General features: G+C 63.4%; 13 protein-coding genes. 4 read left to right on the forward strand and 9 right to left on the reverse strand.

All coding sequences use genetic code 11. From position 1 onward, the window contains the following. Positions 1-173: 173 nt before the first annotated feature. From NLM33_RS17265 to NLM33_RS17280, 4 genes are all read right to left on the reverse strand, one after another. On the reverse strand, positions 174-773 hold the full coding sequence (locus NLM33_RS17265; protein WP_254097258.1) for a TetR/AcrR family transcriptional regulator: 600 nt from the start codon (positions 771-773) through the stop codon (positions 174-176). A gap of 31 nt (positions 774-804) precedes the next feature. Beyond that, positions 805-3,945 carry an efflux RND transporter permease subunit gene (locus NLM33_RS17270; RefSeq protein WP_254097260.1) on the reverse strand — a complete coding sequence of 1,047 codons (3,141 nt, stop codon included), beginning with the start codon at positions 3,943-3,945 and terminating at the stop codon, positions 805-807. A gap of 178 nt (positions 3,946-4,123) precedes the next feature. Next, complete coding sequence (locus tag NLM33_RS17275; protein WP_254097262.1) at positions 4,124-5,230, reverse strand: efflux RND transporter periplasmic adaptor subunit; 1,107 nt, start codon at positions 5,228-5,230, stop codon at positions 4,124-4,126. 240 nt (positions 5,231-5,470) lie between these two features. After that, positions 5,471-6,817, reverse strand: coding sequence for an MFS transporter (locus NLM33_RS17280; RefSeq protein WP_254097264.1), 1,347 nt, complete (start codon positions 6,815-6,817; stop codon positions 5,471-5,473). A 79-nt stretch (positions 6,818-6,896) separates the two neighbouring features. On the opposite strand from NLM33_RS17280, the gene NLM33_RS17285 reads away from it, so the two are divergent. Continuing rightward, on the forward strand, positions 6,897-7,325 hold the full coding sequence (locus tag NLM33_RS17285; RefSeq protein ID WP_254097266.1) for a DUF2809 domain-containing protein: 429 nt from the start codon (positions 6,897-6,899) through the stop codon (positions 7,323-7,325). A gap of 80 nt (positions 7,326-7,405) precedes the next feature. Here the strand turns inward: NLM33_RS17285 and NLM33_RS17290 are convergent, their stop codons facing one another. From NLM33_RS17290 to NLM33_RS17305, 4 genes are all read right to left on the reverse strand, one after another. Next, positions 7,406-8,584 (reverse strand): winged helix-turn-helix domain-containing protein, encoded by a 1,179-nt coding sequence (locus NLM33_RS17290; RefSeq protein ID WP_254097268.1) that lies wholly within the window; start codon positions 8,582-8,584, stop codon positions 7,406-7,408. Between the two features lie 109 nt (positions 8,585-8,693). Beyond that, positions 8,694-8,933 (reverse strand): hypothetical protein, encoded by a 240-nt coding sequence (locus NLM33_RS17295; protein ID WP_254097270.1) that lies wholly within the window; start codon positions 8,931-8,933, stop codon positions 8,694-8,696. A 123-nt stretch (positions 8,934-9,056) separates the two neighbouring features. Continuing rightward, positions 9,057-9,302, reverse strand: a complete 246-nt coding sequence (locus NLM33_RS17300) for a hypothetical protein (protein ID WP_254097272.1) — start codon at positions 9,300-9,302, stop codon at positions 9,057-9,059. Positions 9,303-9,563: 261 nt separating this feature from the next. Beyond that, a complete protein-coding gene (locus NLM33_RS17305; RefSeq protein WP_254097274.1) occupies positions 9,564-10,985 on the reverse strand; it encodes a caspase family protein in 1,422 nt (473 codons plus the stop codon). Positions 10,986-11,080: 95 nt separating this feature from the next. Here NLM33_RS17305 and NLM33_RS17310 point away from each other — a divergent pair, with 95 nt between their 5' ends. Together NLM33_RS17310 and NLM33_RS17315 are read left to right on the forward strand one after the other, a co-directional pair. Beyond that, complete coding sequence (locus NLM33_RS17310) at positions 11,081-11,533, forward strand: hypothetical protein (RefSeq protein WP_254097276.1); 453 nt, start codon at positions 11,081-11,083, stop codon at positions 11,531-11,533. Continuing rightward, on the forward strand, positions 11,530-12,174 hold the full coding sequence (locus NLM33_RS17315) for an OmpA family protein (protein ID WP_254097278.1): 645 nt from the start codon (positions 11,530-11,532) through the stop codon (positions 12,172-12,174). The genes NLM33_RS17310 and NLM33_RS17315 overlap by 4 nt, the downstream gene beginning before the upstream one ends. A 51-nt stretch (positions 12,175-12,225) precedes the next feature. Here NLM33_RS17315 and NLM33_RS17320 read toward each other — a convergent pair whose 3' ends face one another. Then, positions 12,226-13,488, reverse strand: a complete 1,263-nt coding sequence (locus tag NLM33_RS17320) for a phospholipid carrier-dependent glycosyltransferase (RefSeq protein ID WP_254105820.1) — start codon at positions 13,486-13,488, stop codon at positions 12,226-12,228. Positions 13,489-13,706: 218 nt separating this feature from the next. On the opposite strand from NLM33_RS17320, the gene NLM33_RS17325 reads away from it, so the two are divergent. Next, a complete protein-coding gene (locus NLM33_RS17325; protein WP_254097280.1) occupies positions 13,707-14,411 on the forward strand; it encodes a FecR domain-containing protein in 705 nt (234 codons plus the stop codon). Position 14,412: the final 1 nt, after the last annotated feature.

Genomic DNA, 14,412 nt, shown 5'->3' on the forward strand with positions numbered 1-14,412 from the left:
CAGCGAAGCACTCCAGAATCCCTCCGACGAGACAGTCCGGATTGCTTCGCTGCGCTCGCAATGACGGAGTTTGCTGGTTCGTCCTGCGCGCCATTATCTCGTCATTCCGGGCCGGTCCGCAGGACCGAACCCGGAATGACGGCCAGTCCTTATAGGAGAAATTCCGCCACGCGTCAGTGACGCGGCGACAGGCCTGCGATGACGAAATCGATCATCTGGTCGATCGTCGGGCCCGGCTTGGTGGCGCATTGGGCGATCATCTGGGGGTGGAAGAAGCGCATCATCGCGGTGCAGGCGCAGAGCGAGGCCAGCTGCAGGTCCGGAGCCTCGAATTCGCCGGAGGCGACACCCTGGGCGATCATCTGGCCGATGATCGAGGCGATACACTCCATATGGGCGACGCAGACGTCCCAGTCTTCCTGCATCGCGATCTCGACCATCTCATGCAGCTTGGAATCACCGACATAGCGCTCGGTATTCATGCGATGGATGGTCGTCAGAAGCTGCCGGAAGCGGTCGCGCACCGGACCGGGCTGGGCCACGATCCGCTGCGCATCAAGTTCGACCTCGCCCATCAACGCCCGGGCGACGGACTGATGGATCGCCTTCTTCGATTCGAAGAAGCGATAGACGTTGGCCGGACTCATCCGAAGCTCTTTGGCGATGTCGCCGACAGTGGTCTTCTGGTAGCCGATCTGGCGGAACAGCCGCTCGGCCACCTCGAGGATGCGCTCCCGGGTGTCGCTTTCGATATGTTCCGAAACCAGTGTCATCTGTCAGGACTCGTCAATACTCACTCTTCATCTATTCAGCGGCCTCAGCAAGCGGAAATGCGGGCTCGGCATCGCTACCATGTTGCGGTGCAACTTCCGGCTGCTCGGCCGTTCCAGCCTCGTCCAGGCTCTTGCGGAACCAGAGGGCATAGAGGCCCGGCAGATACAGGAGCGTCAGGAAGGTCGCAACGAACAAGCCGCCCATGATGGTGATCGCCATCGGGCCCCAGAACGCCGAGCGCGACAGCGGGATCATGGCGAGGATCGCAGCGAGCGCGGTGAGCACCACCGGACGGGCGCGGCGGACGGTCGCCTCCACGATCGCCTCACGCCGGGTCAGGCCATGGGAGACGTCTGTCTCGATCTGGTCGACCAGGATGACCGCGTTGCGCATGATCATGCCGGCAAGCGCGATCAGGCCGAGCAGTGCCACGAAGCCGAACGGCTGGTTGGCGACATTGAGCCCGAGGGACGCACCGACGATGCCCAGCGGCGCGGTGAGGAACACCAGGATCAGGCGCGAGAAGCTCTGAAGCTGGATCATCAGAAGCGTCAGCATCACCATGACCATCACCGGGAAGAGGATGAAGATCGAGGCATTGCCCTTGGCGGATTCCTCGAATGCGCCGCCCGGCTCGATGCGGTAGGCCGGCTCGAGGTAGTCCTTGATCTGTTGCAGCTTCGGCGCGATCTGGCTGGTGACGTCGGGCGCCTGCACGCCGTCGACGACGTCGGAGCGCACGGTGATCGCCATGTCGCGGTTGCGCCGCCACAGGATCGGCTCCTCGTGGGAATACTCGATCTTGGCGATCTGCTGGAGCGGAACGGCGACGCCATTGCGCGAGGTGATGGTGAGATCGCCGACATGGGCGAGGTCGAGCCGCTCGGACGGGATCGCACGGGCGACCACGCCGACCTTCTCGATGCCGTCGCGCACGGTCGTCACCTGCGCACCGGAGATCAGCATCGCGAGCGACTGCGAGACCTCCTGCGGGGTGAGTCCCATCGCACGCGCACGGTCCTGATCGACGACGAGCTTGAGGTACGGCGACTGCTCGTTCCAGTCGAGCTGGACGTCCTTGACGTTCTTGTTCTGCCGCATGACGTCGCGCACCTGGTAAGCGATCTCGCGCACCTTGTTGGGATCGGGGCCGATCACGCGGAACTGCACGGGGAAGCCGACCGGCGGGCCGAAATTGAAGCGGTCGACGCGGACGCGGGCTTCGTTGAGCGCACCGTCGGCAACGGCGTTCTCGAGCTTCGCCTTGATACGCTCGCGCGCCTCGACACCCTTGGCGACGATGACGATCTCGGCAAAGGCCTCGTTCGGCAGTTGCGGATTGAGGCCGAGCCAGAAGCGCGGCGAGCCCTGCCCGACATAGGCCGTGTAGGTCGCGATGTCCTTGTCGTCCTTCAACAGCTTCTCGGCGTCCTTCACCGCCTTTTCGGTGACGTTGAAGGCCGTGCCTTCCGGCAGGCGGAGCTGGAGGAACAGCTCGGGCCGCTCTGAGAGCGGGAAGAACTGCTGCTGGACGTGACCAAAGCCGACGATCGAGGCGACGAAGACGCCGACGGTCGCGACCACCACCGTGATGCGGTGGTTGACGCACCACTGCACGATGGCGCGAAGGCCGCGATACATCCGCGTCTCATAGACCGCGTGCGGATCGTGGTTGTGGTGCAGCTTGATGTTGGGGAGCAGCTTGACACCGATGTAGGGCGTGAAGATCACCGCAACGAACCATGAGGCGACCAGCGCGATCGCCACGATCCAGAAGATGCTGCCGGCATATTCGCCGACCGCCGAATTGGCAAAGCCGATGGGGAGGAAGCCAGCGGCCGTGACCAGCGTTCCCGTCAGCATCGGAAACGCAGTCGATTCCCAGGCAAAGGACGCCGCGCGGATGCGGTCCCAGCCCTGCTCCATCTTCACCACCATCATCTCGACCGCGATGATGGCGTCGTCAACGAGCAGGCCGAGCGCGATGATCAGCGCACCGAGCGAGATGCGGTGCAGGTCGAGCGACATCGAGTTCATGACGATGAAGACGATGCCGAGCACCAGCGGCACGGACAGCGCGACCACGATGCCGGTGCGCCAGCCGAGCGCGACAAAGGACACGAACAGCACGATCGCGAGCGCTTCCACGAAAGAGTGCACGAACTCGCCCACGGCGTGCTCGACCACGTTGGGCTGGTCGGCAATCAGCCCGACGTCGATGCCCTGCGGCACCGCCTTCATGAATTCGCCGGTCGCCTTTTCGACGTTCTTGCCGAGCTCGAGGATGTTGGCGCCCTTGGCGGTGACCACGCCGATGCCGATCGCGGGCTTGCCTTCCTGGCGCACCATGAAGCTCGGCGGATCGACGTAACCATGCGTGACGGTCGCGATGTCGCCGAGGCGGAAGACGCGGCCGTTGCTCTCGACGGGGGTTTCGGCAACGGCCTTGGCGCCGTCGAGCGCGCCGGTGACGCGCAGCGGCACGCGCTGCGAGGAGGTTTCGACCGTGCCGGCGGGGGTCACGTTGTTCTGCTTGGCGAGCGAATCGAACAGCGCCTGCGGCGTGACGCCGAGGGTCGCGAGTTTCGCATGCGAGAACTCGACATAGACGCGCTCGTCCTGCGTGCCGTAGACGTCGACCTTGGTCACGCCGGGAACCTTAAGGAGGCGCTGACGGAAACCTTCGGCGGTCTTCTTGAGCTGCGCATAGTCGGCGCCGTCGCCGGTCATCATGTAGAGAATGGAATCGACGTCGGAGAACTCGTCGTTGACGACGGGTCCGAGAATGCCCGAGGGCAACTGGCCCTGCACGTCGACCAGCTTCTTGCGCAGGAGATAGAAGAGATACGGTACGTCCTTCGGCGGCGTGCTGTCGCGGAAGGTCACCTGCATCGCGGTGAAGGCTGGCTTCGAGTAGGTCTGCACCTTCTCGAAATAGGGAAGCTCCTGGAGCTTCTTCTCGATGGGGTCGGCGACCTGGGCCTGCATCTCCTGCGCGGTGGCGCCCGGCCAGATCACGGAGACGTTGACCACCTTCACGGTGAAGAACGGATCTTCGGCGCGCCCGAGCTTCTGATAGGAAAAGAACCCGGCGGCGCCAAGCACGATCATCAGGAACAGCACCAGCGTCGGATGGCTGACGGCCCAGGCGGAAAGGTTGAAGCGCTTCATCGCACTCTCTCCAGAGGTGACCCAATTGCCAAGAACAAAACAACCAACCCTGTTAAACCCGTCATTGCGAGGTAGCGAAGCGATCCAGGGGGCTGGGCAGGTTCCGGATCACTTCGCCGCTTCTTCCATCGCATTTGCGCGACGGCCGAAACTCACCTCGCAATGACGAACCGTGTAACTAGAACGATAGCGAGGACACGATCCGGACCTTCTGGTTCGGATCGAGCTTTTGCACGCCGAGCGCGACGATCTTCGCACCCTCTTCCACGCCACTGGTGATGACGACGTCGTTGCTCTCGTAGGATTTCACCGTGACCGGCTTCAGCGCCACCGTGCCGTTGTCGTCGACGACATAGAAGGAAGGCTTGCCGCCTTCGTTGAACAGCGCCGACAGCGGCAGTCGCGCGACGCGCTCGCTCGCGGCGTCCGACAGCGTCAGTGTCGCGGTCATGCCCAGCGCGACCTTGTCGTCGGCTTCCGGCAGTGAGAATTTTGCAAGATAAGTGCGCGTGGCGGGATCGGCGGCAGGCGCGATCTCGCGCAGCTTGGCGGCGTATTTCTTGTTGGGCTCCGACCAAAGAGTGACGCTGGCGACGCCCGACTTGGCGCGTCCGACCAGCGTCTCAGGGATCGCGACGACCGCTTCCTTCTCGGCAAAGCGGGCGACGCGGATCGAAGCCTGGCCCGCGGCGACCACCTGGCCGGGCTCGATCAGCGTTGCGGTGACGACGCCGCGGGCGTCGGCGTTGAGCGTCGCGTAGGAAAGGGAATTCTTGGTCAACTCGACCGAGCGCTCGGCGCGATTCAACCGCGCGCGGGCCTCGTCGGCGGCGGCGCGGCTCGAATCCATCTGCGCGTCGGTGGTCCAGCCCTTGGCCTTCAGATCCTTGGCGCGCTGCTCGGCGGCAGCGGCCTGGGCCAGCACGCCGGTCGCGGCGGTCTGCTCGGCCACGGCCTGCTCGGCCTGGAGCTTCAGATCGACTTCATCGAGGGTCGCGAGCGGCTGGCCCTCCTCGACGGTCTGGCCGACCTCAACCAGGCGCTTGGCCACCTTGCCGGCGACCCGGAAACCGAGGTCGCTCTCGATCCGGGGCCTGATGGTGCCGACGAAGCTGCGCTCCGGCGTATCGGCCTCGTAATGGGCGGTTGCGACCAGAACCGGCCGCGGCGGCTCGGCTTTTTGCGCCACGGTGTCATTGCATCCGGCCAGCGCGACCGCCATCAGAGCCAGCGAAGCACCTGCCAAGAGCTTGGAATAGCTCGACAAAATCGACCGGACGAACATCGGACACTCCTGCGGCTGTGTTCTGGAGGAATGTCGACTAATCACTGATAAAAGTCAATAATCGTCAGTCATCAGAAAAACGTGAGCGTTAAGGGATGGTAAGGAGCCCCTTCCCGTCGCCCTGGCGAAAGCCAGGGTGAATCTAGATGGGGAAGTCATTCCGGGTCGATGCGCAGCGCCGAACCCGGACTCCCGAGATTCCGGGTTCGCGCTCCGCGCGCCCCGGAATGACGGCAACCCTCACCGCCCCTCTTCAGCGAACTCGTGCTCGCTCTCGTGACCGCCGACGAAGACCAGGACGCCGGCGATCAGGGGCAGGATGGCAAGGACCAGGAGGCCGGTCGAGGTCTGGCCGGTGGCTTCCTTGACCCAGCCGATCAGATAGGGGCCGCCGAAGCTGGCGAGATTGCCGATCGAGTTGATCAGCGCGATGCCGCCCGCGGCGGCCGTGCCGGAGAGCCATGCGGTCGGCAGGGTCCAGAACACGCCGAAGCAGCAGAACACGCCGATCGCGGCCACCGTCAGCGCCACCATCGTCAGGGTGGGATCGGTGAGATAGGAGGAGACGGCGAGCGCGACGGCGGTGAGGAGCAGCGGCGCGCCGACATGCATCACGCGCTCGCGCGTGGCGTCGGAATGCCGCGCCCACAGGATCATGGCGATGGTGCCGAACAAATACGGGATCGCGGTGACGAAGCCGGTCTGCGCGTTGGTGAGGCCAAAGGCCTTCACGATCTGCGGCAGCCAGAACTGCATGCCGTAGAGCGCGCCGACGAAGCCGAAGTAGATCAGGCTCAGCGTAATCACCTTCGGCGACGACAAGGCTTCGCCGAGCGAGAGGTGCTTCACCGCCTGCTTGGCCGCGATCTCCGAATCAAGCCTGGCCTTGAGCCAGGCCTTCTGCTCGGCCGACAGCCAGTCCGCCTTCTCCGGCTTGTCCGTGAGATAGAACCAGGTGACGATGCCGAGCAGAACCGACGGCACGCCCTCGATGATGAAGAGCCACTGCCAGCCCTGCAAGCCGAGCACGCCGTCAAGCCCGAGCAGCAGGCCCGAGATCGGCGCGCCGATCACGGTCGAGACCGGCACTGCGATGGCAAAGGCCGCGAGGAAGCGCGCGCGATATTCGGCCGGGTACCAATAGGTGAGATAAAGGATGATGCCGGGGAAGAAGCCGGCTTCGGCGACGCCGAGCAGGAAGCGCAGGACGTAGAAGCTGGTGACGCCGCTCACCAGCGCCATCAGCGCCGAGATGATGCCCCAGGTCACCATGATGCGGGCGATCCAGCGGCTCGCGCCGAATCTCTCCAGCGCCAGGTTGCTCGGCACCTCGAAGATGAAATAGCCGATGAAGAAGATGCCGGCGCCCCAGGAGAAGATCAGCGGCGTGAACTTCAATTCCGCATTCATGGTCAGCGCGGCGAAGCCGAGATTGACGCGGTCGAGATAGGAAAAGAAGTAGGCCAGCACCAGGAATGGAATCAGGCGCCAAGAGATGGCGCGGATGGTCGAGGTCTCGATCGCGCTCTTATTCGGGTTCTTGGCTTTGCCTGCGGAACCGGCAATGGTGGTGGTGGTCTGGCTCATGGCGTCCCCCTGGTTGTTGCTTTTCTTAGGTCTGAAGGCGGTTTTGAGCATCGCGGCGAAAGAGTCAATGGAGCGAGCAATGCACGGAACGCAATCGACCACCCCTGTTGCGCCGCCGCAGGCATCGCTGGTCCGCGCCGCCCTCGCCCTCGTCGTGATCGCCTGCGGCCTCGCCTTGCGCTGGTACGGCTTTCCGCTTGGGCTCTCCGCCTTCGTCGTGAAGTATGGCGGCTCGCTGCTATGGGCGACCATGGTGTTCTTCCTGGTCGGAGCCCTGCTGCCACACCTGACGCGGCCACAGATTGCGGGCATTGCGGCGGCGATCGCGATCGTCGTCGAACTGTCCCGGCTGGTGCATACGCCCTGGCTCGATGCGTTCCGCCTGACGACCGCCGGTGCGCTGCTCCTGGGGCGGATCTTTTCGCTGTGGAATATCGTGGCCTACGCGATCGGAATCGTGTTCGGCGCCTGGATCGACCGCCTCGTTGCGCTGCGTAGGGTGGGTTAGCCGAAGGCGTAACCCACCGCGGTTCATCCACGCGGAAACTGAAGTGGTGGGTTACGCTTCGCTAACCCACCCTACGCTGGCTACGAAGTCGCATCCTCCTCCGCCAATTGAAAGCGCTCGAAACGATCGAGCTCGTCCTCGATCCTGCGCTTCAGCTCCTTGCGGCCGGCGGTCTTTTTGCCGTTGCCGACCCAGGTCCATTTCTGCATCAGGAGTTTCTTGCTCTGCCGGTCGGCCTTGAGATCCAGCGCGGCCACGATCTCGTCACCGACGAGCACCGGTAGCGCGAAATAGCCGAGCTTGCGCCTGGCCTTCGGCACATAAGCCTCGAACAGATGGTTGTAGTCGAAGATGAGGTTGGTGCGCTTGCGCTGGATGATCAGGGGATCGAACGGCGAGAGGATGTGCACGAGATCGATCGGCGCGCCCTCGCCCGGCTCCAGCGCTGACGGCGCCGCCCAATGCTCCTGCTTGCCCGCGCCTTCCAAGGCGAGCGGCACGAGCTCGCCGCGTCGGACCCGTGATGCGATCAGGCGCGCAACCGCCTGCTTGCTCGGCGCGTCGAGATGGCAGATCGAATCGAGGCTCACGAGCCCTTGCGACCGCAGCGCGCGGTCGAGCAGGTAGGTCGTACCGTCCTTCGCAGAGGCCGGCTTCGGCAGCTTGTCCCAGCCGAAATGGCGCGTCATCAGCTCATAAGTTTTGAGCATACCCTGGCGTTCGCTGATCGTGACGACGCCGGTGTAGAAGGCGAGTTGCAACGCCCGCTTCGAAGGCTTGCGACTCTGCCACAGATGCTCCTTCTCCGCGAGGACATCGTCCTCGATGTCGCGGATCGTCAGCGGGCCGGCCCGCACCAGCCGCATCACCTTGCGCATGTCGGCCGGGGTCACCGAAGCGAACCATTTGTGTCCGTCGCGCCGGTGCCCGCGCATCGCCGGCAGGAAGAAACGAAAGTCGTTCGTCGGCACGTAGGACAGCGCGTGCGTCCAATATTCGAACACGCTTCTGTCGACGCTCTGGGCATGGCGAAGGTCGGCGCGGCGATAGGACGGGATGCGGCTGTAGAGAATGTGGTGATGGCAGCGCTCGATGACGTTGATGGTATCAATCTGCACGTAGCCGAGATGGGTAATCGCATCGGCGACCGCTTGCGCGCCCGCGCCAAAGGGCTCGCGTGTGTCGAGCCGCTGCGCGTGCAGCCAGATCTGCCGTGCCTGTGACGTGTGAAGCGCGAGTGGCTTGGGGGTACGGGACATTGCGAGCGGCAATGTAGCGGGATTCGCAAGAAGGCAAAGAACAACAGCAAAGAAAAAGCCGCGCTGCCACCTGCTGACAACGCGGCCGGAATCAGTACGAAGGCCTACACTACTTCATCATCTGCGCCTTCATGTAGTGCTTGCAGGCGCTGGGCATCTTGCCGTTGCTCATGTCGGTGTTGGCCATCGCCATTTCCTTGCTCATGCCCATCTTGGCCGAGCTATCGGGCATGGCAGCCACCGTCGTCAGCGTGGCGCCCATATTGGCGCCCGTGCAGGTCATCATCTTCGCCGAAGCGGGCGAAAGCGCGAGTGCGACAAAAGCGGCGGCCGTCAGCAAAGTCTTCATCGAAAAGTCTCCTCAAGTAAAACGAAACCGGCGTCATGCCGGCCTTCGCAATTACGTATTGTCCGCGAGGAGCGTTTCGCGGAGAAGACAATTTCATTGCTGCAGTGCAAAGAGCCGGCCGGCTCAAGGGCTGCGCTTCAATCCCTTGGCGCGGTCGCCAAGGCTGCCGGTCGCGATATCAGGCTCGCAGGCGGCCTTGCCGCGGTCGGTCGCCTGGCAGCGATAGACGCTGCCGGTCAGGCGGTCGACCAGCCACATATTGTCTTCGGTCGCGCCTTCCAGGCCGACATAGCGATTGGTGAGACCCGTGACCAATGTCGACAGCAGGATCGCGAGCGCGATCATCGCTGCGCCGATATAGATGGGCATAGTACTCTGCGAAGTCGTCCGATCCGGCGGGCCGCCACGATAGAACGGATACTCACTCGGCCTTGGCACTGGTCGGAACCGGCTCCCTTTGGCTGGCTAACGCGTCTTCTGGGGTGAAGGCATTTGCTAGGCGCCCATCTGGCCAATTTCTTGTTCGCAGGCGGGCCGCGCGGCGACGGCTTTGCGACCATGGTCGAGCAAGGGTTGCCGAAACGAAGAGGCGGCCCGGATCGGGCCGCCTCTGCTTCGCCTGTTTGCGTATCAGCGGCGACCGAACAATCCGCCCATCATGCCGCCGAAGAGGCCGCCGGGGCCGCCCATCGGGCCGCCACCGCCACCGCCGCCACTCCCATAATAGCGTCGGCCACCGCCACCGGACGAGCGCCGGCGCGCTGGCTCTTCGTCCGCCGACTCTGAGGAGGCGGAACGGGTCGAGACAATCTCCGACAGCAGCGCCTTGTGCTGCAGCTTGTTGAGGTAGCCGGTGGCGGGATAGCCACGTGCCGACTGCCAGCGCTTGATCACAGAGCGGGTCTCGTCATCGAACTTGCCGGTCGCCTTGACGTCAAAACCGAGCCCGGTGAGACGGCGCTGAACGTCGCGGCGCTGACCTTTGTCGAGACCGATCTGGTCTTCGGAGACCTGGTTGGCTTCCTCGGTAAAGGTCGCAGGATCGACCCCGGCCGTCAGGTTGCGCGTGGTGTTCGACGGACCGTCCTGCAAAGCCGCAATGCGAGCGAGGGCAATCGCTTTGAACGTGCCGTTCGGATAGTTGGTCAGATAGGCGTTGAGCTCTTCCACCTTGTTGGAATCCTTGATCGAGCGCCAGAACTCGACCTCGACGTCGGAGCCCTGCTTGGTCGAAGCCGATGCCGACGCGTTCGAGGCATCGCTCGCGGCAGCAGCGGGCACGCCAACCGGATTGAGATAGACGTTGCCGGTGAGGTTGGTGTGGCCCCAGGGCAATTGCCCTTTATTGGTCTCGTCGCTGACCTGGGCGCGGACCTTGGTCATCGCCTGCTGGATCTCGAGGCCGGGCTGGGCAATGTTGGCCACGAGCGCGCGGGTGAATGGGCTGTTGGTGCCGGCCTCGCCATCAAGGGCAGTTTGGCCAGGGCCGGTGGCAAAGGCGATCAGCGTACCCTCGCCCGACTTCATTTCAGCAAGGCCGGTCTGCACATTGACCGAGCGCGTTGCCTTGGCCGAACGAATCTTTGCTGCAAACGGGTTATCACGGCAGGCGTCCAGGAACACGAGCTTCACCTTGGCGTCCGCCATGGTCTGATCGAGCGTGATGTCGACGTTGATCGCCGCGCCCAGCTTGACGTCCATCTCGGATTTCAGGTCGGCGTCGATCGGCAACAGGTAGTTGACGCCGTTCACGGCAATGCCATGGCCGGCATAGAAGAACACGGCGACATCGGCGCCTTCGCTTTTCTTGCCGAACTCCAGGAGCTTTGCCGTCATGGCGTCGCGGGTGAGGTTGGAGCCCTCGACGACATCGAAGCCGACATTGCGCAGCACCCTGGCCATCGCCTTGGAATCGATCGCCGGGTTGGGGAGCTGCGGGACATTCTTGTAGGCGGAGTTGCCGACCACGAAGGCGACGCGCTTGTCGGCCAAGGCTGCGTTGCCGCTGACGAGAAATGCTGCGATCGAAATTGCTGCGATCAAGAAGCGCATGATCATTCTCCCCTGATCCAAACTTCCTCGCTGCCCTCGGATCGACTCAAGCCGATCCGATGGAAGCAATCTGATCCAGTCCACGAGAATGCACTGTGATCTGGATCACTCGGGGATTTCCGCTGCTCGAACCGAGCTGGAAGACGTTGCGACGGCTATCTTTCAGGCTGCTGACGCAGCGACAACAATGGCTGGTGACGAGCAATGCGGAGAGAATGTACCCGCTGGCGCGCGGAGTCCAGCGAGCGCAATGCGCCTCGCAAGATACGCGCCGAAAAACGGCAATCGATCGACGGCTCACCAGCTCAAAGAGACAGTCATGCTTCCCGAACAACAGACGCGAACGCTCTTGGTGGCAGGCCGCTGCCGGCAATCGAACAAGCAATTGGATGCCGACCGGCTCCGGCGCTAAAATGGGGCCGGACATCAAGGCGTTTCTGCAGGCCGTTTCTGAATGTGACTCGTATCACATCTGGGTGTTTGAACCTGGCCTAGGCTCGCAGCATCAAATCGCCATCAGGCGTAACAGCGAGGACTTACGACGATGACCCCTTTTGATAAGTTTTTCGGATTGAAGGCGATTACCATCTCCGCCGCGCTGTCGCTGACGGCCGGCCTGGCACTCGCCGGCGACAACAACGTCACCGCCAACCAGATCCTGGATGCGCTGAAGTCTAAGCCCCTGACCCGCGGCCTGTCCGCCGGTCCGCAGACTGAGACCGCGGATCAGGCCAAGGAGGCGAGCTTCCTGAATACCGTGCGCAACCGGCAGACCCGTTCGCTCTCGACGGGCGAGCGGGATCAGATCGCCGAGCTCGCGGCGAGCAAGCCGAAGATCGATCTGGAGATCCAGTTCGACTACAACTCGGCCAACATCGCCAAGACCTCGATGGGGTCGGTGCAGGCACTCGGCAAGGCGCTGTCCGATCCGGTGCTGAAGGGCTCGACCTTCGTCGTCGCCGGCCATACCGACGCGATCGGCAGCGATCCCTTCAACCAGGATCTCTCCGAACGGCGCGCCGACACCATCAAGAAGTATCTGGTGCAGAACTACGGCCTCAACGGCAGCGATCTCGTCACCGTCGGCTATGGCAAGACCAGGTTGAAGGACACCGCGAACGGTGCCGACCCGGTGAACCGTCGCGTCCAGGTCGTGAACATGGAAACCAAGACGACCGCCTCGAAGTGATGGCGGCGTCCAATTCGAAGAATCGCCCGCCGCGCCCGCGGCGGGCGATTCTCATATCCAGTTCTGGAAGATCATCAGCCGATTGAAGGTCAGCATCGAGGTGCCGACGAAGGCGGCGGAGATCGGCAGCATGACGGCGAAGCCGATGGCCGCGATAGCGACATAGACCCACAGCACCCAAGGCGGAAGTTTCCCACGTCGCAGCACATAGACCAGTGCGAGCGAGGACGCGGTTGCGGCCGGCAGATAGTAGTAGATGAAACCGAGCGTGCGCGGCAGCAGCGCCCATGCGAGATACGGGCCGAAATAGAATGCGGCGATGAGGAACGCATCCCAGCGCCGCGTGACGATGAAGTCGCGCAACACGACCGTCAGCGCGAGCAACGCCGGCCACAGCACCAGTGGATTGCCGAGGAAGACGACAGCGGAGATGCGGTCGTCGCCGATCTTGTCGAACAGGAACCATACCGGCCGCACGAGAAACGGCCAGGACGGCCACGAGCTCATATAGGTGTGGCCGGCGATCGCGGTCGTGGTGTTGTCGGCGAAGATACGCCGCTGGGCCTCGATCAGATCGGATGGCGATAGTCCGTAGAGCGGCACGAACGCGGCGAGATAGAATACCGCCGGCAACAGGACGAAGCAGAGCGCGAAATGCTGCGCCCTGAAATCCGGCCAGAGATCGGGGCGATACCAGTCGGTCGGCTTCGCGTCGGCAAACAGCGTGCGCCAGCTCTGCATCAAGCGGATCGCCGCGACGATGACGATGCAGGCAGCGAGCGGAAACAGGCCGCTCCATTTGCAGGCGGCGGCAAGACCGAACAATCCGCCGGCCAGCGCAAACAACCGGTGCGGCCGCTCTCTCCGAAAGCCGTGCATGAAGGCCGCTGACGCCAGCAGGCCCAAGGCCAGCGCAAAGATGTCGAGCATCGCAATGCGAGATTGCACGAACAGCATCTGGTTGAAAAAGGCGATCAGCGCGGCCGCGATCGCGGGGCCCTCCGCCGAAAACAGCGCGAGGCCGCAAAGATAGACCGCGACGACCGCGAGCGCGCCGAACAGCGTCGCCGGATAGCGCCAGCCCAGCGAATTGTCGCCGAAGGTCGCGATCGACAGCGCGATCAGCTCCTTTGCCAGCGGCGGATGCATCGGATTGAGCACGGGTTTCGGCATGACCGGTTCGAGCATCTGCCGCGCGGCCGGCACGTAATGCACCTCGTCGAACACGAACTTGTCCGGCGTTGAGACGCCGACCAAAAGCACGAGATGCGCCACCAGGAAAATCACGACAGGGATCACTGCGCTCCGCGACATCGGCGGCGTAGAAGTCACTTGCTGCTGTCGTTGTGGGGATGTTTTGCGTGGCAAATCTGCTTCACCGCGAAGAAAAATATCTTTGCTCACCGCATTGAACGCATTCTGCCGCAACTGTCACTAACCATGACGCTCGTGATGCGCTACTTGTGATAATTATACCACATCGCAGGCGAGCGCGATCCGGTACGATACGGGACACATCGATCGGCTACGAAATGAATTTGCGACTTCGCGTTCTTCTTCCTGCATTGCTTGCGGCTCTCTCTTGCGCGGCCTCCGCCGCACAAGCGCAGACGCGCGTCGGCGAAGCCGTTGTGATCCAGAACGAGGTGGTTCGGGTCGCCGCGACGGCGACGCAGATCAACGTCGGCGACAGCATGCTGCGCGACGAGACCGTGCGCACCGGTGCCGACAGCGCGGCGCGCTTCGTCATGGCCGACAGCACCAACCTGTCGCTCGGACCGGGCGCCACGCTCAAGCTCGACCGCACCGTCTTCAACGACGAGCACAGCTACCGCGACGTCGCGATCCGCATGACCACCGGCGCGTTCCGTTTCGTAACCGGACATTCGGAGAAGGCCGCCTACAAGATCACGACGCCGCTCGCGACCATCGGCGTGCGCGGCACCACGCTCGACATCCTTTCCCAGCGCGGCCGCTCCGTGGTCGTCCTGCAGGAGGGTGCTGCCAGCGTCTGCACGCTGAGCTACCAGTGCATCCAGCTCACGCAACCGGGCGACACCGCGATCATCACCTCGACGGGCGGCCGGACCACGATCAGCAAGACCAGCACGCCGCCCTGGACCTTTGCCGCGACCTGCACGGCTGCGCCCGGGCTGTGCTCGGTCAACCAATATGCGGACGCTGCGCCGACCATCACGCCCACCGTCCATGACGACGGCATGCTGTGCGGGCGGTGAC

Origin of the sequence: Bradyrhizobium sp. CCGUVB1N3, from assembly GCF_024199925.1 — a bacterium.
In the GTDB taxonomy this organism is placed as follows: Bacteria; Pseudomonadota; Alphaproteobacteria; order Rhizobiales; family Xanthobacteraceae; genus Bradyrhizobium.

Excerpts from the sequence above, each read along its gene's own strand:
- NLM33_RS17305 (WP_254097274.1), bottom strand. The coding sequence starts at position 10,985 with ATGCGCTTCTTGATCGCAGCAATTTCGATCGCAGCATTTCTCGTCAGC.
- NLM33_RS17265 (WP_254097258.1), bottom strand. The coding sequence starts at position 773 with ATGACACTGGTTTCGGAACATATCGAAAGCGACACCCGGGAGCGCATC.
- NLM33_RS17315 (WP_254097278.1), top strand. The coding sequence starts at position 11,530 with ATGACCCCTTTTGATAAGTTTTTCGGATTGAAGGCGATTACCATCTCC.
- NLM33_RS17280 (WP_254097264.1), bottom strand. The coding sequence starts at position 6,817 with ATGAGCCAGACCACCACCACCATTGCCGGTTCCGCAGGCAAAGCCAAG.
- NLM33_RS17295 (WP_254097270.1), bottom strand. The coding sequence starts at position 8,933 with ATGAAGACTTTGCTGACGGCCGCCGCTTTTGTCGCACTCGCGCTTTCG.
- NLM33_RS17320 (WP_254105820.1), bottom strand. The coding sequence starts at position 13,488 with ATGTCGCGGAGCGCAGTGATCCCTGTCGTGATTTTCCTGGTGGCGCAT.
- NLM33_RS17270 (WP_254097260.1), bottom strand. The coding sequence starts at position 3,945 with ATGAAGCGCTTCAACCTTTCCGCCTGGGCCGTCAGCCATCCGACGCTG.
- NLM33_RS17290 (WP_254097268.1), bottom strand. The coding sequence starts at position 8,584 with ATGTCCCGTACCCCCAAGCCACTCGCGCTTCACACGTCACAGGCACGG.
- NLM33_RS17325 (WP_254097280.1), top strand. The coding sequence starts at position 13,707 with ATGAATTTGCGACTTCGCGTTCTTCTTCCTGCATTGCTTGCGGCTCTC.
- NLM33_RS17285 (WP_254097266.1), top strand. The coding sequence starts at position 6,897 with ATGCACGGAACGCAATCGACCACCCCTGTTGCGCCGCCGCAGGCATCG.
- NLM33_RS17275 (WP_254097262.1), bottom strand. The coding sequence starts at position 5,230 with ATGTTCGTCCGGTCGATTTTGTCGAGCTATTCCAAGCTCTTGGCAGGT.
- NLM33_RS17300 (WP_254097272.1), bottom strand. The coding sequence starts at position 9,302 with ATGCCCATCTATATCGGCGCAGCGATGATCGCGCTCGCGATCCTGCTG.